Origin of the sequence: Corynebacterium hindlerae, from assembly GCF_014117265.1 — a bacterium.
GTDB classification, from domain to species: domain Bacteria; phylum Actinomycetota; class Actinomycetes; order Mycobacteriales; family Mycobacteriaceae; genus Corynebacterium; species Corynebacterium hindlerae.
Genome location: NZ_CP059833.1, coordinates 1,525,541 through 1,542,649, shown reverse-complemented (window position 1 = coordinate 1,542,649; position 17,109 = coordinate 1,525,541). Strand labels below are relative to the sequence as shown.

Here is a 17,109-nt window from a genome sequence, read left to right as displayed (position 1 = left end):
GTGAGGAGGACATTAGTTGTTATTTGATGGGATGGCCAGGGTTTTTCTATATCAATTGTGATGTGGGACACTGTGTTGTGTTGGCAAGGTTTGCAGTGGCTCGAAGTGAGCGGGGACTTTGAGGTTCGCGGTGATGTTGCAGCTGTGGCTAGGGAAAACAGTTCGTTGAACATTTGGGGCGTTATGGAGTGGCGTTTTGTCCGTGGCGAGCGATGTGTTATCCGTGGGTGGGGCGTGGTGGTTATAGGGAACTTCCCACCCCATGGAATGACCAGCCCAAACGCGCCGTCGGAAAGCCTAGGCAGTACACTGTTAGCCATGACAAATCCGAGCGAAGCAACCCCTAATTTCCGCTACGGCGCCCCGTTGGCGGCCGATATTGAGCGTAAATGGCAGTCCTTCTGGGACGATAATGGCACCTTTAATGCGCCGAACCCAGTTGGTGCGTTGGCTACTGAGGGGAAACTCCCGGAAAATAAGCTCTTCGTGCAAGACATGTTCCCGTTCCCTTCTGGTGCTGGCCTGCACGTTGGTCACCCGTTGGGGTACATTGCCACGGACGTGTTCGCACGTTTTAACCGGATGCAGGGTAAGAATGTGCTGCATACGCTGGGTTACGATGCGTTCGGTTTGCCGGCAGAGCAGTATGCGATCCAAACGGGTACGCATCCGCGCATCAAGACGCAGGAGTCCATCGACAATATGGAACGTCAGCTCGGTCGGCTGGGACTGGGGCATGACAAGCGTCGCTCCGTTGCCACCACCGATACGGAATATTACAAGTGGACGCAGTGGATTTTCCTGCAGATCTTCAATGCCTGGTTTGATGAGGAGCAGCAGAAGGCACGTCCAATTGCTGAGCTGATCTCGGAGCTGGAGTCCGGCGCTCGCCAGACGAAGGACGGTCGTGATTATAACGAGCTCACCAAGGTGGAAAAGGCCGAAGCGATTGATGAGTTCCGTCTTGTGTACCGTTCGCGTTCCATGGTGAACTGGTGCCCTGGTTTGGGTACTGTGCTGGCGAACGAGGAAGTCACCGCGGATGGCAAGTCGGAGCGCGGTAACTTCCCGGTATTCCGGAAGCAGTTGTCCCAATGGATGATGCGCATCACCGCCTACTCTGACCGTCTCATTGACGACCTGGAGTACCTGGATTGGCCAGAAAAGGTCAAGTCGATGCAGCGGAACTGGATTGGTCGCTCCCGGGGCGCTGAGGTTGATTTCCTCTCCCCTGCTGGGCCGCTCACGGTGTTCACCACCCGCCCAGACACGCTGTTCGGTGCGACGTACATGGTGCTCGCCCCAGAGCACGAGCTTGTCGACGCCTTGACTGCCCCTACTTATGCCGACGACGTAGATCCTCGTTGGACCAATGGTGCTGCCACTCCAGCGGAGGCAGTGGCCGCTTACCGTGCTGCTATCGCAGCGAAGTCTGATCTGGAGCGCCAGGAAAATAAGCAAAAGACCGGTGTTTTCCTGGGCACCTATGCGGTGAACCCCGTGACTGGTGGTGAAGTCCCTATCTTCATCGCCGACTACGTGCTGACGGGGTACGGTACGGGTGCGATTATGTCGGTCCCAGCCCATGACACCCGCGACTATGAGTTCGCTAAAGTATTTGGACTGCCAATCGTTGAGGTGGTCAAGGGTGGAAACATCGAGGTAGAAGCGTTTACCGAGTCTGGTGAAGCAGTCAACTCGGCCAATGATTCTCTTGACATCAATGGATTGGGCAAGACGGAAGCGATCGCTGCCACTATCGAGTGGTTGACCGCTGAAGGTAAGGGCACGGAGAAAATTCAGTACAAGCTGCGGGACTGGTTGTTCGCTCGCCAGCGTTACTGGGGTGAGCCATTCCCCGTTGTGTATGACGCTGAGGGCATTGCACATGCACTGCCAGAGTCGATGCTTCCTATTGAGCTTCCTGAGGTTGCGGACTATAAGCCGGTGGCCTTTGACCCGGAGGATGCTGACTCTGAGCCACAGCCACCGTTGGCTAAGGCAACTGAGTGGGTGAATGTTGAACTCGATCTGGGTGATGGTCTGCAGACTTACACCCGAGACACCAACGTCATGCCGCAGTGGGCTGGTTCTTCCTGGTACCAGCTGCGCTACATTGACCCTGTCAACGACGAGAAGTTCTGCGATCTGGAGAATGAACGTTACTGGACAGGCCCGCAGTTTGATGGCGACTGTGGTGGCGTTGACCTCTACGTTGGTGGTGTGGAGCATGCCGTGCTGCACCTGCTCTATTCTCGTTTCTGGCACAAGGTACTGTTCGATCTTGGACATGTCACTTCTTTCGAGCCTTACCGACGCCTTTACAATCAGGGCTACATTCAGGCCTTTGCCTACACCGACTCTCGTGGTGTGTATGTTCCAGCTGCTGAGGTAGAAGAAAAGGATGGCAAGTTCTTCTACCAGGGCGAAGAAGTCACGCAGGAATACGGCAAGATGGGTAAGTCCCTGAAGAACTCCGTTTCTCCTGACGAGATCTGTGACAACTACGGCGCCGATACTTTGCGTGTCTACGAAATGGCAATGGGGCCGTTGGATACCTCTCGCCCGTGGGCCACCAAGGACGTTATTGGTGCGCACCGCTTCTTGCAGCGCTTGTGGCGTCTGGCCGTTTCCGAGGACGATGGCTCGCTGATTGTTTCGGATGCAGCGTTGAACACTGATGACCTCAAGGCACTTCACCGCACAGTTGCGGGCGTGACGGAGGACTACCAGGAGCTGCGCCTGAATACTGTGGTGGCGAAGCTGATCGAATACGTCAACTACCTCACCAAGGCCTATAACGGTGGCGCGCCACGCGCTGCAATTGAGCCACTGGTCATCATGCTCGCCCCAATTGCACCGCATATTGCGGAGGAGCTGTGGTCCCGGTTGGGTAATACCGGTTCCCTCACCTACGTGGACTTCCCTGGTTTTGATGAGAAGTACCTGGTGGATGATGAAATCGAGTTGCCAGTACAGGTCAACGGCAAGGTTCGTGGCCGCATTATGGTCGCCACCGATGCGTCGCAGGATGCTGTGGTCGCAGCAGCCCTTGAAGCAGTTGCCTCGCATGTTGCGGATAAGACCGTGGTCAAGCAGATTGTGGTGCCCGGTCGCATGGTGAATCTGGTGGTGAAGTAACCCTGGCGAATTCTCGGGGTCCCAGGGCCCCGAGACTCGGCGCCGGTTTCGCTGGTCCCTAACTCGACGCGTCTGCGAGAGCATTGAGCTCATAGGAACCCTTGCCATCGATGGTTTCACGGATGATGTCGGCGTGCCCGGCGTGACGGGCGAGCTCGGCGATGACATGCTGCAGGCACCAGCGTGCCTCCCAATGCGTGATGTTCTCAGGAATCCACGGTGATTCCGGCGTGGGCACCAACACATTTAGATCGGTGATGCTTTCCAGTTTGTGCTTAATTTCCTGCACCGATTGATCGAAATGCTCCAAAATGTCTGACAGCAACCGGCCATCAGCGCTTAGTGTTTCCGTTGAACGGTCTTCAGCTTCGGCGGAGTCCAATGGCAACCGGTTAGGTGCCGCCAGTACGGCTGACGTCCAAAACAGCCCAACCTGAGCGGTGTGGAGCAGCAGGCCACTGATATTGAGTGACGAGGCTGTCGGAGTGCTGTGTGCTTGGTCGTTAGTGAGGCCGTGGGCAGTGGACCGAATCTGGGCGAATTGCTGCAGGATGTAAGTCTTGAGAACGTCGAGTTCACCATCGGCCTGCGGGGTGAGGAAAGGCATGGGATTCTCCTTCGGAACAGTTGCTTTTTCCTTGCACCACAAGGATCGCAACTATCAAGGACAGCTTTTGTCCTCGAGGTGATGCATAGTGAAGCCATGACAAATCCAACTACACGAGCACTCACTCTTTTAGGACATCTTGAATCGCGAACCTACTGGTCAGGGCCTGAATTAGCCCGACAGCTCGGGGTTACCCCGCGCACGTTGCGGCGCGATATTGATAGGTTGCGCAGCCTCGGCTACGTGGTGGAGGCGGAATCTGGGTCTGGTGGTGGCTACATGCTGGGTCGAGGACAGATACTGCCACCGCTGCTGCTTGACGACGAGCAAGCGTTGATCGTCGGGCTTTCGCTTATGCGGACAGCTAGCTCCAGCGATAACGAACAAGCAGAAACCGCACTGCGCGCCCTGGCAACCATTGAAGGATTTCTTCCTGCTGAGCTCAAGCACCGGCTGGCAGCACTCAAGACCACCACCGCTTCGGCGAAAGGGCCACCGTTGAAAACGGATGTCTTACTTCCCTGCGCCGATGCCATTCGTCGGAACCTTCGGATTTCTTTCCCCTACACCGATCGTTATGGAAAGCACACAGATCGCCGAGTGGAACCCCATAGGCTCGTGGCCAGAGACAAATTATGGATTCTGTTGGCCTTCGATGTAGATAAACAAGACTGGCGCACATTCCGGATCGACAGGATGGGCGCCCCAGAAATCGGAACCTGGCAGTTTTCACCTCGTACGGATGTCACAGAAGCACTGGCACGCCTGGCGAAACCAGTGCCAATCACCGCATGGAAACACCAAGTTCACGTGCACATACATGCTCCGGTAGACAAGGTCAGGCAAAAGCTTCCGCAGTTTGCTAGTTACCTTAAGGAACTAGACCACACCAATACTGAATTTGTTACCGGGGCTGACGATCCGAATGAAGCGGCGCACTGGTTGACGACAATTCCTTTCGAATTCACCATATTGAGCGACGACGCCGTCAAACAGGCAATCAAGGATTTAGCGAAGAGGTTAGACAATGCGGCAAACTAACGACCCCTTAGACAAGAAAAACACTACATTCGGTCACATGATCAGGAAGCACACTCGCGAAGAAACCCATGCTGCATTCACCACAGCGCGCCAGGCTCTGCAACATCGACCTACCACAAGTCAGCTCTGTGCGATTTTTCTGCGCTACCACGACCTCATCTTGCGGGAGCAAACCAGTCTCTTAGATGTGATCCAACGGGAAACAGGGAAAGCTCGCAGTCATGCCTTTGATGAAGTGCTCGATGTCGCGATCACCTCACGTCACTACGCAAAAATCGCGAGGAAACTGCTAAAAGAACAGCGGGTTAAAGGCGCCCTGCCACCGCTCACCACCACGAAAGTACAGCGAGAGCCTCACGGAGTGGTGGGTGTTATCGCGCCGTGGAACTATCCACTCTCACTCGCGGTATCCGATGCTATCCCCGCCCTGCTTGCAGGCAACGCGGTGGTACTTAAACCAGACCTAAAAACCTCCGAAACGGCACTGCTTGCCGCCGAACTCTTGTACCAAGCAGGGCTACCTCGAGATCTATTCCAGGTCATCACCGGAACCGGTAGCGAGGTAGGACAAGCTATTGCCCGGGAATGCGACTTTTTGATGTTCACCGGTTCCACCGCCACTGGCCGGAAACTCGGGGCAATCGCGGGAGAACGCCTTATCGGATATTCAGCGGAATTAGGTGGCAAAAACCCAATGATCGTCGACCGTACTGCTAACCCAACCGCAGCTGCTGATATTGCTGTGCAGGCGTGTTTCGCCAATTCCGGTCAACTATGCATTTCAGTGGAGCGGATCTATCTCCACCAAGACATCGCCGAAGAATTCACGGAGAAGTTCATCCAAAAGACCCAGCAGTTGTCCGTGGGTACCGGTGGGTGGGAATACGACATGGGGTCACTCATCAGCGTCGAACATGCCAACAAAGTGCATGAATTCGTGAAAAACGCTGTAGAGCAAGGAGCCAATGTGCTTACCGGAGGTCAGCCACCACAAGGTGCGGTGTACCAACCAACCATCCTGGTCAATGTTCCAACAACGGCTCGACTCACCCGCGAAGAAGTTTTCGGGCCCGTGGTCTATCTGGAAATCGTGGCAGATGAAACCGAGGCTGTGACCAAGGCAAACGATACGGAATATGGCCTTAATGCATCTGTCGTCGGTAAGCCGGCGATAGCGCGACGCATTGCCCGCCACCTCCACGCTGGAACTGTCAATATCAACGAAGGGTACACAGCCGCCTGGGGTTCCGTAGCCGCGCCGATGGGAGGCTGGAAAGCCTCAGGACTGGGCAGACGGCATGGCACCGAAGGCCTGTTGAAGTACACCCAAACCCGGACCGTCGCTCAGCAGCGCATATTGCCATTGGCAGGCCCGAAAAACCTGAAGAGGGACGATTATGCGAGGTACATGAGCACGGCACTAAGACTAGGAAAATGGCTGTTATAAGACTATGAGAGTGTCGCTTACAGCAAGTTGTCCAGGTGTGCGATGTTCACGCTAGCGTGGTACAGCCGTGCTGTGTTCAAACACCGAGGCAGATAACTCGCGTACTCCCCCGTGTACACCGCGGAACATACGCTGGACATATCGGTAAGTAAATCAACATTGCACTTTAAATAGCCCTCGCCCCGAGCATCGGCTGCCTCCATACACATATCGTGGCGGGCGCAAGCGCCACGAAAATCCGCATCAATCTCAGTAGTGGTGAAATAACTTGGCGACATCGTGCAGTAATCGTGATAACCCGAATGAAGCAATGAAGGATCATAAACATAATCCGCCGGGATTGGCACCGGGCCGTGGGAAGCCACCCGATCCACATCCCGCAAAATCCCATCCGCCACCTGCACTACAGGTTCCGCCCCAAGCTTCGGCTCCAAATGCAATTGCATATCCTGATACAGCATCAGCTTGTAACCCGTGACATTTCCCTGCTGATCAAAAATGACCGGGCCAAACAATGGGCTGGAACCAGCAAACACCCATTCCTCCGCACCACCCTCAGTTACTGCAAGGAACGGATGCCGGGCCTGCGAACTCAGCCCCGACCACGCTCCCTCGGTACTCAACGCAGTGACCGCCGCCTCTATGTTTCCTACCGGAGGTTCAGCGGACGCAGCCGGAACCCACCACAAAGCTGAGACCAATACCGAAAGAAAGGCTGTACCCAACGCACGCATGGGATAATCATAACCAATTACCCGCGTTGTGCCCCCCAAGCTGAAAAACCGCCCTGCAAACTGAAAAACCGCCCGTCAGGAAACCTCTCCTGCAACAAGCGCACAGCCGTCGCGGAACGAACACCGGATTGGCAATACACCGTGATCACATTACCCAAATAGGGTTCGACCACGCCCGGGTCCCGTTGCAGCACATCCAACGGAAACGGCGTCGCGCCGGGAATAATGCCAGACGAGGTTTCCTCTGGGGTACGGACGTCGATAAGCATGCCCTGCGGCGCAACAGTGGTCGGCACCGGCGTCGCGGCGGCACAGACCTGCGCCATATGCTCCAGCCCGGTCACCGGCGGCCGCCCCGGATCACGCGCGAACACCAAGGTACGCTGCGACAACGTCAGCGCATCGACAAGCAGCAGCTTACCGACGGCCACCTCCCCCACACCCGTGATCACCTTAAGAGTCTCAATAGCCAACATCGACCCCACCAGCCCCGCGAGCGCCCCGAACACGCCCCCCACGGCACAACTCGGCACCGCATCCGCCGGTGGAATGTCCGGAAAGAGGTCCCGGAGCATCGGTCCGTTATTCGGGTCGAAAACGGAGATCTGCCCCTCGAACTGCATGATCGTGCCCCACACTAGAGGAGTTCCGGTGAGTTCCGCGGCGTCATTGGAAAGGTAGCGGGTAGCAAAGTTGTCAGTTCCATCAATAACCAGGTCATGCTGGCCAAACAACTCCACAGCATTATCAGGAGTCAGCCGCGCCCGAATCGGCGTGACCTGCACAAATGGGTTCAACCGGGCCAAGGCATCCTTAGCAGAATCGACCTTAGGCCGACCAAGATCCGCCACCGTGTGGATGGTCTGCCGCTGCAGATTAGACTCCTCCACCACATCATCATCAATCACCGTCACATGGCCCACACCAGCCGCACCAAGATAGTTCAACACAGGTGAACCCAAACCGCCCGCACCGATAACCAGGACTTTCGCCTGCTTCAGTTTGAGCTGCCCTTCCTCCCCCACGCCGGGCAGTGTGAGATGGCGGGCGTAGCGGAGTTTCTCCTCCGCAGACAACCCGGTGCTGGATTTGGTAACGGAAACTGACTTTTTAGGGGCCATTTCGTCAGTTTGCTTTACCAAATCCGGCACCTACCATCTCACTAAAACTCGAACTCGCCTGCGCCAGCTTGCGTTTGGGGATTCGCCCGGCTTCGTAGGCTTGTCGTCCGGCGATGACGGCGTGTTTCATGGCGCTGGCCATTTGTAATGGATTGTGTGCTCGGGTGACTGCGGTGGCGAGGAGTACGCCTGAGCAGCCTAGTTCCATGGCGAGTGCCGCGTCGGAGGCGGTGCCGATGCCGGCGTCGAGGATGACGGGGATGTTGGCGCGTTCGACGATGAGCTCGATGTTGTGTGGGTTGAGGATCCCTAGGCCGGTGCCGATTGGGGCGCCGGCGGGCATTACTGCGGTGATGCCGACTTCTTCCAGGCGGCGTGCTAAGGCGGGGTCGTCGTTGGTGTAGGCGAATACTTCAAAACCCTTGAGTACTAGCTGTTCTGCGGCGTCGAGAAGTTCAACGGGGTCTGGTAGTAGGGTGTCTTCGTCGGCGATCACTTCCAGTTTGATGAGGTTGGTCTGTAGTGCTTCTCTGGCAAGTTCGGCGGTGAGCACTGCTTCGCGGGCGGAGTAGCAACCTGCGGTGTTGGGTAGTGCTCGAATGTTGTTGCGTTGCAGGAGGTCGAAGATGCCCATGCCGGTGGCTGGGTTGAAGCGTCGCATGGCTACTGTGGTGAGGCGGGTACCGGATTCCACCAGGGCTCGTTCCAAAGTGTCCATGGAGGTGGCGCCACCGGTGCCCATGATGAGACGCGATTCGGTTAAGAAATCCATCGGTTATCCTCCTTGAGCTGCGGTAACGATGTCAATGTCGCCTGACACCTCGGTGGTGCCCCATGCGCTGCGGGGTACTACGGCGCCGTCTACCGCCACCGCGACGCCGGCGTGCCTGCCAACGATCTCCTGCACCAGGTCCGCGATAGTCATTCCCGGGGCTGCTGTGTAGGGTTTCCCATTTACTGAAGTCACTTGTCTTAAGCTCCTTTGTTAAAGCGGAACGGGTCAATAGCTGCGGCAGTCGCTTCCGGCACCGGTACACCCAGCACAACATCAGTGGTGAGTTTCGCGCCAATCACTGATAGCAAAATGCCGTGCCTGAAGTAGCCGGTGGACACGGTGGCGCGTTCTGAGATCCGCCCGATCATGGGCACGTCATCGGGGGAACCTGGGCGGGCACGGCAGGTCATCTCTGTGATCGAACATTCCCAAATCCCGGGGATGAGGTGGTGGGCGTCGCGAAGCAGCTGATGCACTCCCTCAGCAGATACCCCGGGGCCGTCCTCGCGGGAGGTGGCGCCGAGGACGAGGGAGCCGTCGGCGCGGGGCACCACGTACACCGGGCGGCCACGGACTACGCCGCGGACGGTGCGGGTGACTAGCGGTTGTAAATATTCTGGCACCTCCAGGCGGAGCACGTCGCCATACACCGGACGTAGCGGCAGCTGAGGTACCCCCGCTATCTCGCAGGAGCGAAGGCCCGCCGCCACCACCACGTGGTCTGCGTCGAGTTCCAGCGACGTCACTTTTTCTCGCACCACATCGGGGCCCAAGAGGTGCAACAATGCAGCGCAGAACTTGCGGGGATCAATCTGGTGGTCGCCTGGAATGTGCACTGCTCCGACTACTCCGGGGCCTAAGCCTGGCTCCATGCTGCGGGCCTGCCGGGAAGAAATCGGGGCGACCTGGCCGATGTGTTCCTGCAGCTCAACGAGCTCGGTGAGGGTGACCCTATCGGCAGGATCTCCGGCGCACACGAGGGTTTCCGAGGTCAGGTAACCAATATCCATCCCCGATGCCTCGGCCACACGCTGCGCAAACTCGGGGTACAGCTCCTTCGACTGCTGCATCAGCGGATACAGCGTCGGCTGATCCCACACCACCTCAGACACGGGGGCCAGCATTCCAGCGGCCGCGAAACTAGCTTCGGAGACAGGCTCCGGGTCGTACACGGTGACGGTGTGGCCACGCTGGCGCAGCTCCCATGCAGTGCACAGGCCTACGATCCCGGCGCCGATTACGGCGATATGCATAATGTCCTTCCTACGGCGGCATTATCCGCATCAGGTCAGGTGGTCGGCCGATTGCTGGCCCTCTCAGCCCGGCGTTTCACGGGCTCCCACGGCAAGTACTCCTACTATAGGACTCATGGACCGGCAACGTCGACAACTTCTCCTGAAAAACTCCCGCCTCTACCTGTGCACCGATGCCCGAACGGACCGCGGCGATCTCCGCGAGTTTCTGCACGCCTGCTACGAAGGTGGTGCGGATATCATTCAGCTCCGCGACAAAAAAATCGAAGCACGCGCAGAAATCGGTGCGTTGGAAACGCTCGCGGAGGTCGCAGCGGAGCACGGCAAGCTGTTCGCAGCTAACGACCGGGCCGACGTTGCATTGCTTGTCGACGCCGACGTGTTCCACACCGGCCAAAAAGACCTGACTACCCAGCAGGCCAGGCGTGTGTTGGGCCCAGAGGTTTTGCTCGGGCGCTCCAATAATTCGGTGGCACAGTTTGCCGAGTCAATCGCCGACCCGGAGCTGGACTATGCGGTGATTGGTCCGGTGTGGCCGACCCCTACGAAGCCGGGGCGACCCGCGGTAGGGCTGCCAGTAGTAACCGAATGTGCCGAGGTAGCCGGGAATAAAACCTGGTTCGCGATCGGTGGAGTGAACGCCGCAACCGCTCCTAAGGTGGTGGATGCTGGGGCACGCAGGATCGTGGTGGTGCGCGCACTGACCGAGGCTGCCGACCCGGTAGCTGCGGCGCGAAAGTTGCGAAAAATCCTCGAAAAGTAACACGGAACTTGTTGGGAGGCATTCCCGACAACTCTTCGTGACTACATTAACTCTGACACGCCGCGCTGCCTTGCAGCAGCGTCAACGCGCTAGATATTTGCACGTCATCGCCGGGCTATTGGTGGGCCCTTTCATCGCCGTGGCCACACTCACCGGCCTGGTATATGCCTTCGCCCCCAGCATTGAACAGGTGGTTTACCACGACGCCTACACCGCCACCTCTACGCTTCCTGCCCGCAGTCTCGAGGAACAGGTCGCTGCCGCTCAGAAGGAATACCCGCAGCTTAAAGTGTCCGGGGTGCAGCGCAGTGACGACGCACGGGACACCACCCGCGTGCTGTTTGCCGACCCCTCCCTCACAAGCAGCTCTTATCGACGCGCCGTTTTCGTCGATCCCGGTGACCTCCGTATTACGGGCAACATGATTCAGTACGGCAGTTCCAACGCTTCCCCACTGCGAGCCTGGCTCTCTGAAGGACACAAGCAACTCTGGCTGGGCAAAGCCGGCCGATGGTACTCAGAACTGGCCGCATCCTGGTTGGGCGCCATTGCCATCTCGGGGTTGGTTCTGGCTCTTCGTTCCCGCGCATCCAAACAGCGCGCCTCCCGCTGGCACCGCACCCTCGGCCTATGGCTAGTACCCGGAATGCTGTTCCTCACGGTCACTGGGCTGACGTGGTCTGGTGTGGCCGGACAAAACATTGGCACAGTCCGTACGGAGCTGCAGTTGCGGGCACCTGCCATGGCTGTGAGCCCCGCAGCTGCCACGGATGTTTCGGGCTTGGATACTGCTGTGCGGGTGGCACGAGAAGATGGGTTGACCGGACTTGTGGAAGCGAAACCTGCTGGTGCGGGCACCTGGCAGGTGCAGGAATCGCGCGAACCCTACCGGCTCAGCACGGATAAAGTGCAGGTAGACACGAACACGGCAGAAGTAACTGACCGGGTGTTGTTCTCTGAATGGCCATTTGCTGCGAAACTGACCGAATGGCTCATCAATTTGCACATGGGGTTCTTGTTCGGGATCTGGTCGGAAACCGCATTGGCGCTGCTGGCCCTCGGAATTTTGGTAGTGACCGGGCTTGGTTACTACATGTGGTGGCGGGCCTGGCGTTCGGGCCGCAGCTGGGTACCGGCCCGCGGTGAGCGTTCCTGGGCATTGATCGCTGTGCTCATCGGCTACTCGATCGTCGCACCGCTGTTCGGCATCAGCTTGCTAGCGTTTGTTTTCCTCAACATGGTTGTCCAGGCACTGCTGAAAAAGCGCACTGCAGCTGAGGCATAAGAAAAGTGGCAGCGTTAGGATGCCACTTCACTGGAATAGTTATGTAAAGACGCCGAGCTTGCCGTACTTTTCTGCTAGCAGGTAGTAGACGGCAAGACGGCCATTCTTGGTGCCATCCTTCATCTTCTCGCCGACTTGCGTGATAGCCGCGTCGAGTGCCTCATCGGATTCGGTGAGGCCGAGCTTCTTCTTGAGGAAGTTTTCCCGAACCGTCTTCAGTTCCTCTTCGTCGGAGAAGGAAACGTAGGCGGCGTCGGCGTCAGTGAGGACGAGGCGGTAGTTCTTGAGCATCTTCTCCAGCACAGCATCGTCGGCGCTGGGAGCGTACTTCTTGACGTCTGCAATCCAATCTTTTGACATGTGGGGCTCCGTTCTTATCGGGGGTTGTTATACCCAATTTTAGTCCGGATCAAGCTCGAAGCTCCTTTAAATCCATTACAAATTAGTCAAAGAAAGGAAAGTGGATACTGCGGTGTGACTGTGTCGGGCTGCGAGCTCGCCGTCAATGTGGAAATCTTGGCCGGCTGCCGGTCCGCACAGGTCGGACACGGCGCGCAGTGACATCCACGGCACGCCAGCAGCGTAACAGGTTTGCGCCATCGCAGTGGTTTCCATGTCAGTGGCGATCGCCTCCGGGAAGCGGTCACGCGCCTCGGCCACGTTCGCTGCGGTGATGAACGCATCAGCAGACACTACCCGACCGGTCATAACCGGCACACCGAGATCTGGCACCGCAGCGGCGTCGTAGGAAATCGGCATGCCAGGCACCTGCCCTGGCTCGTATCCGAAGGCGGTGGCGTCGGCCATGGAGTAGATCGCGTTGGTTGCCACCGCGATCTGGCCCACCTCGATATCGGCGTGCAGGCCACCGCAGGTGCCGGCCGCAATCACCAGCTCCGCGGAATCTGCCAGCAGCAACGCCCGCGCCGTACCGGCTGCTGCATTGGCCAGCCCAATGCCCGTGACCGCGATCAAACGATCTGGGCCGAAGTGAAACTCCTGGTTAGCAATCTTCTCCACCCGGTGATCTGCGGGGAGTTCCGCCAGGAATGGAGCCGCCTCCATCTCCATGGCGCACTGGATGATGATCACTACAGGACCTCTTCCCATTCCGCGCGCTTGGCGAGGAATGTGCGTGCGGCGCTTTGCGCGTCGGTAAGCGAGTGGTTGGCGCCCCAACCGCACTGCACCTCGTTGGCGGCGGGCACTTCGGTTGCTTCCAGGATGTCGCCCAGGGTTGCTTCCAAAATGGAAAGGAATTCTGGCATCTCGATTCCCAAGGTCAGGGCGTAGAAACCGGTTTGGCAGCCCATTGGGGAGAAATCAATGAGCTTATCGGTGTGGTTGCGCATCAGTTCGGCAGTGAGGTGCTCCAGTGAGTGGATCGCCGGCATCTCCAGGTGGCCGGTGTTAGGCTGCGCGAAACGCACGTCGTATTTGATCAGCACATCGCCGCCGGGCAGCTCCTTGCGATCTGCCACGCGCACATACGGCGCCTTCACCTTAGTGTGGTCGAGGTTAAAGGACTCTACGTTCATCTTCATGGCCCTTAGTTTAGCCGGGCTTACCGACGGCCGAAGGTAGCGATCCTAATTCATAAAAACAGCCCGTTTTTACAAACTAACGCCCCTGGATCGCAGCCTTATTTATAAAAACACCGGGTTTTTACAAATAACAGATGTGCTACTGGGTTACAATTTGTGAAAAACCCGGGTTTCTATGAATAGGGGTGGCATGGCGTACCGGACTCTGAAGGCTCAGTTTCATGCAAAGGGCGAGCAAGGCGCGAATGAACTGTACCGGCGTCGGATCGACTCTGAATCAACTCTCAAGTGGGAGTTCCTCATCGGACAAGATCCTGCATTTTGTGTTTTGACACCGGAGCTGGTGCTGCTTCACGAGCGGGTCTTTCTTCTAGATAAGGCAATTTCTACCTTGTGGAGCCAGTTGCCACTCGGGGCGTCGGTAGGGTACCTCAACACGTTGTTAGTCAGAGAAATCGAAGCAACAAACGATATTGAGGACGTTCGCTCGACACGACAAGAGATCACTGAAGCCCTGAGAGCAAAGCTTGATGATGGTGGCAGCAAGAAGCGGTTTCAGGAACTGGCGCGACTCTATAAAGCACTCTTGGGACAGAAATATCCGATACCTCAAGACGCCAAGGGCATCCGAGTAATCTTTGACGCTGTCACTGATGGTGAATTAGAGACCGATGATCTGATCGAGGGTCCACTTTTCCGCTTGGGATCGACACACATTATGGGTGGTACAAAAGTGATACATCAGGGTCTGCCCGCAAGCGTCATTGAGTCTCGAATCGAAGACGTTATCGCAGTTCTCAACAGCACTGATGTCCCAGGACTAATAGCAGCGATGGTCAGCCATTTTATGTTCGAATACATTCACCCGTTCTATGACGGGAACGGTCGAACGGGCCGGTTCTTGATGGCACAAAAGCTGCAAACTGTTGTTTCCACAGGCTCTGCGCTCACCCTGTCATCCAGTATCAACGTGGCAAAGCATCGGTACTACAAAGCATTTGAAAATGCCGAGCACAAGCTGAACCGAGGGGATCTCACTCCCTTCGTGACTGAAATGCTGAACTTCCTATTGGAATCTCAAGGCGAGATGCTGAGAGATCTGGAAGCGAGGAAGCTCCTGTTTGATGACTTGTCAGAGCGGATTCATGGCAGGAACGCAGACAGTGCAAAACAGGTAAGGCAAAATCAAGAGCTGTTTATTCTTGGGCAAGTGTGGCTGTTTGATGAGACGCGCGTCATTCAACTTGATGAGCTCGCCGCTCAATTCAAGGAAACCAAGCAGACCATCCGAAACGACCTCAGTGTATTGGAAGATGCTGGATTAGTGAAAATATCCAGTCCGCGACCTCTGACTATCACGCTTACGGAGGAAGCCTGCCGAGAATTGGGGTTGAAAGATGGGTAGCCAAACCTCCCTCGGCACATGAGATTATCCCCCCGCTAATCTAACAATCCCCAGGTGAGCATTGCGATGAACCTTCACGACATCGTCCGAGAGGTAGCCCTCCAGCAGGCGAGCGCAACAGAATCGCCGTTCCTGGATAAGTGGCACGCGTTCACGATCAAGCGCAAGTGGTTCGCACTCATGGGAACCTTAAATGGCAAGCAGATCATGAACGTGAAGGTGGACCCGTTTGAAGGGGAGCTGCTGAGACAGCAATACCCCGGCATTACGCCGGGGTATCACATGAATAAGAAGCATTGGGTGACGATCACCGAAGGGCAAGGGGTTCCGGAGGAACTGATTAGTGAGCTGGTTGTTGATTCTTACCGGCTCGTAGCAGGCCCAGTGCGAAAAGCAGGCCAATAGTCAGGACTCCGGCGGAGAAGTACATAACCATGCTGGTGGCGTCGGCAAATGCTTGGCGCAGTACTTCGCCTACGGCGGGGTCGAACTTTTCCGTCAGGGATGGGATTGCGGCGCCGGCGGAATCGGAGGTGGCGGACGTTAAACCCTCAGCCATCTGGTCTGGTAGCCCGACACCGGTCAGCAAGGAAGGCAATCGGGATGTCAAGCTGGTGGCTAGGACTGTTCCGGCGACCGCAACGCCGAGGGCCGAGCCCAGCTGGCGTGAGGTGGACTGTGTTGCGGAGCCCATGCCGGATGAGGCGACTGGGACGTCGGCAAGCACAACGGAGGCGAGCTGAGCCGACGCCAAACCGACGCCCGTGCCGTACACCGCGAGCACCACCGCGATAATCCACGGCGAAGAGTCGGGCCCAATGATAAGCCCAGCGGCCAGGATGCCACCGATCTCCAACACCAGGCCGATGATCACGGTGAGCGCAGGACCGAACGCTGCGGCAACATGGCGGGCCGCTGCGCCGGAGAGGAAGGAACCAAGCGCCATCGTGGCGAGCACCCAGCCGGCGTGAATCGTGCCCAGCCCCAGTACAGAGATCAAATAGAGCGGCAGCACGAACAGGGCTGAGAACTCGCCCAGTGCCACGGTCATAGCGGTGATATTGCCGTTGCTAAAAGTGCCGATCCGGAAGAGCGACAGGTTAAGCAGGACAGGGCGGGATCCGCGTCGGCGCGCATTCTCCAGCGCGATGAACGCGCCCGCAAACACCAGGCCCAGCAGGATGGCCACCGGCGTGGGTGAAATGCCCAGTATGTTCAGGTCGCTCTTGGGAGTCCACCAGCCCAGCGAGGTGGCCTCGATCAGGCCGTAGACCAAGAAGCCGAGCGAGAGCGCGGAAAGAACGGTGCCGGGGATGTCGAAACCGGGGACCTCGCCACGGTCATCAAATCCGCGGAACAACCGGAAACCTGCGATGAGCAGCGCCAACACGATTGGGATGTTGATCAGGAAGATCCAGTGCCAGGAAAACGATTGGGTGAGCCAGCCACCGAGCAGCGAGCCGACAGCAGCCATGGAGGCCATGATGGCGCCCCAAATACCGAAGGCGGTGGCGCGTTCCTTGTCCTGGAAGGTGGCGTTAATGGTGGCCAAGGTGGACGGCAGGATCATCGCGCCACCGACGCCTTGGAGTCCGCGGGCAAAAATGAGCAGTCCAGCGGATGTGGAGGCTGCGGCTACGCCGGAGGCGAGTGCAAAAACAAAGAGTCCGGCGGCGAAGATCTTGGTGCGGCCGAACTTGTCGCCCAGCGTGCCCATCAGCAGTAGCAAAGCTGCGAACACGACGGAATACAGTGAGGACACCCACTGGGCTTCGGTCAGGTTCAAATCAAGTGAGGTGATGATCGCGGGGAGGGAGACGGACACGATCGTGGAGTCCAGCACGATCAGGGAGACGCCGAAGATGAGGATCGCAAAGACCTTCCAGCGGTTTTCATGGGCTGTTGTAGGCATCAAAGTTCCTTTCCGAAACTGCGACATGGTGTCGCACATGTCTCTATTGAACCACTCTGATCGAAATTGCGCCAGATTATA

17 protein-coding genes and 1 riboswitch are annotated in these 17,109 nt (G+C 57.3%); of the genes, 7 read left to right on the top strand and 10 right to left on the bottom strand.

What is annotated here, in order from left to right:
• The first annotated feature begins 318 nt into the window (after positions 1-318).
• Entirely contained in the window at positions 319-3,141 is a 2,823-nt protein-coding gene (gene leuS, locus HW450_RS07580; protein WP_182385050.1) for a leucine--tRNA ligase, read from the top strand.
• 58 nt (positions 3,142-3,199) lie between these two features.
• Here leuS and HW450_RS07575 read toward each other — a convergent pair whose 3' ends face one another.
• On the bottom strand, positions 3,200-3,748 hold the full coding sequence (locus tag HW450_RS07575; RefSeq protein WP_182385049.1) for a mycothiol transferase: 549 nt from the start codon (positions 3,746-3,748) through the stop codon (positions 3,200-3,202).
• 96 nt (positions 3,749-3,844) lie between these two features.
• On the opposite strand from HW450_RS07575, the gene HW450_RS07570 reads away from it, so the two are divergent.
• Both HW450_RS07570 and HW450_RS07565 read left to right on the top strand, forming a co-directional pair.
• On the top strand, positions 3,845-4,789 hold the full coding sequence (locus HW450_RS07570) for a helix-turn-helix transcriptional regulator (protein ID WP_182385048.1): 945 nt from the start codon (positions 3,845-3,847) through the stop codon (positions 4,787-4,789).
• A 37-nt stretch (positions 4,790-4,826) separates the two neighbouring features.
• Positions 4,827-6,236, top strand: coding sequence for a succinic semialdehyde dehydrogenase (locus tag HW450_RS07565; RefSeq protein WP_232843210.1), 1,410 nt, complete (start codon positions 4,827-4,829; stop codon positions 6,234-6,236).
• A 17-nt stretch (positions 6,237-6,253) separates the two neighbouring features.
• On the opposite strand, the gene HW450_RS07560 is transcribed toward HW450_RS07565, so the two are convergent.
• From HW450_RS07560 to thiO, 5 genes are all read right to left on the bottom strand, one after another.
• Positions 6,254-6,970, bottom strand: coding sequence for a hypothetical protein (locus HW450_RS07560; protein WP_182385046.1), 717 nt, complete (start codon positions 6,968-6,970; stop codon positions 6,254-6,256).
• A 17-nt stretch (positions 6,971-6,987) separates the two neighbouring features.
• On the bottom strand, positions 6,988-8,091 hold the full coding sequence (gene moeB, locus HW450_RS07555; protein WP_182385045.1) for a molybdopterin-synthase adenylyltransferase MoeB: 1,104 nt from the start codon (positions 8,089-8,091) through the stop codon (positions 6,988-6,990).
• A 4-nt stretch (positions 8,092-8,095) separates the two neighbouring features.
• Positions 8,096-8,863, bottom strand: a complete 768-nt coding sequence (locus HW450_RS07550; RefSeq protein WP_182385044.1) for a thiazole synthase — start codon at positions 8,861-8,863, stop codon at positions 8,096-8,098.
• Between the two features lie 3 nt (positions 8,864-8,866).
• The gene (thiS, locus tag HW450_RS07545; RefSeq protein ID WP_343158884.1) at positions 8,867-9,058 is read right to left on the bottom strand and encodes a sulfur carrier protein ThiS; all 192 of its coding nucleotides are present in this window, start codon (positions 9,056-9,058) and stop codon (positions 8,867-8,869) included.
• 5 nt (positions 9,059-9,063) lie between these two features.
• Positions 9,064-10,119, bottom strand: coding sequence for a glycine oxidase ThiO (gene thiO / locus HW450_RS07540; protein ID WP_182385043.1), 1,056 nt, complete (start codon positions 10,117-10,119; stop codon positions 9,064-9,066).
• Positions 10,110-10,219, bottom strand: a riboswitch (TPP riboswitch). It overlaps the preceding gene by 10 nt.
• Positions 10,220-10,234: 15 nt before the next feature.
• Between thiO and thiE the strand changes: the two genes are divergently transcribed.
• Together thiE and HW450_RS07530 are read left to right on the top strand one after the other, a co-directional pair.
• On the top strand, positions 10,235-10,882 hold the full coding sequence (gene thiE, locus HW450_RS07535; protein ID WP_182385042.1) for a thiamine phosphate synthase: 648 nt from the start codon (positions 10,235-10,237) through the stop codon (positions 10,880-10,882).
• Between the two features lie 37 nt (positions 10,883-10,919).
• On the top strand, positions 10,920-12,167 hold the full coding sequence (locus tag HW450_RS07530) for a PepSY-associated TM helix domain-containing protein (RefSeq protein WP_182385041.1): 1,248 nt from the start codon (positions 10,920-10,922) through the stop codon (positions 12,165-12,167).
• Positions 12,168-12,206: 39 nt separating this feature from the next.
• Here HW450_RS07530 and HW450_RS07525 read toward each other — a convergent pair whose 3' ends face one another.
• From HW450_RS07525 to HW450_RS07515, 3 genes are all read right to left on the bottom strand, one after another.
• Positions 12,207-12,527 (bottom strand): DUF2853 family protein, encoded by a 321-nt coding sequence (locus HW450_RS07525; RefSeq protein ID WP_182385040.1) that lies wholly within the window; start codon positions 12,525-12,527, stop codon positions 12,207-12,209.
• A gap of 75 nt (positions 12,528-12,602) precedes the next feature.
• Entirely contained in the window at positions 12,603-13,259 is a 657-nt protein-coding gene (gene mtnN / locus HW450_RS07520; RefSeq protein ID WP_232843209.1) for a 5'-methylthioadenosine/S-adenosylhomocysteine nucleosidase, read from the bottom strand.
• Positions 13,259-13,711 carry an S-ribosylhomocysteine lyase gene (locus HW450_RS07515; protein WP_220463890.1) on the bottom strand — a complete coding sequence of 151 codons (453 nt, stop codon included), beginning with the start codon at positions 13,709-13,711 and terminating at the stop codon, positions 13,259-13,261. The genes mtnN and HW450_RS07515 overlap by 1 nt, the downstream gene beginning before the upstream one ends.
• Positions 13,712-13,901: 190 nt before the next feature.
• On the opposite strand from HW450_RS07515, the gene HW450_RS07510 reads away from it, so the two are divergent.
• Together HW450_RS07510 and HW450_RS07505 are read left to right on the top strand one after the other, a co-directional pair.
• Complete coding sequence (locus tag HW450_RS07510) at positions 13,902-15,116, top strand: Fic family protein (protein WP_182385038.1); 1,215 nt, start codon at positions 13,902-13,904, stop codon at positions 15,114-15,116.
• Between the two features lie 54 nt (positions 15,117-15,170).
• Positions 15,171-15,521: an MmcQ/YjbR family DNA-binding protein gene (locus HW450_RS07505; protein ID WP_182385037.1), complete on the top strand. Its 351-nt coding sequence runs from the start codon at positions 15,171-15,173 to the stop codon at positions 15,519-15,521.
• Here HW450_RS07505 and HW450_RS07500 read toward each other — a convergent pair.
• Complete coding sequence (locus HW450_RS07500) at positions 15,457-17,028, bottom strand: MFS transporter (RefSeq protein ID WP_182385036.1); 1,572 nt, start codon at positions 17,026-17,028, stop codon at positions 15,457-15,459. The genes HW450_RS07505 and HW450_RS07500 overlap by 65 nt on opposite strands.
• Positions 17,029-17,109 lie beyond the last annotated feature (81 nt).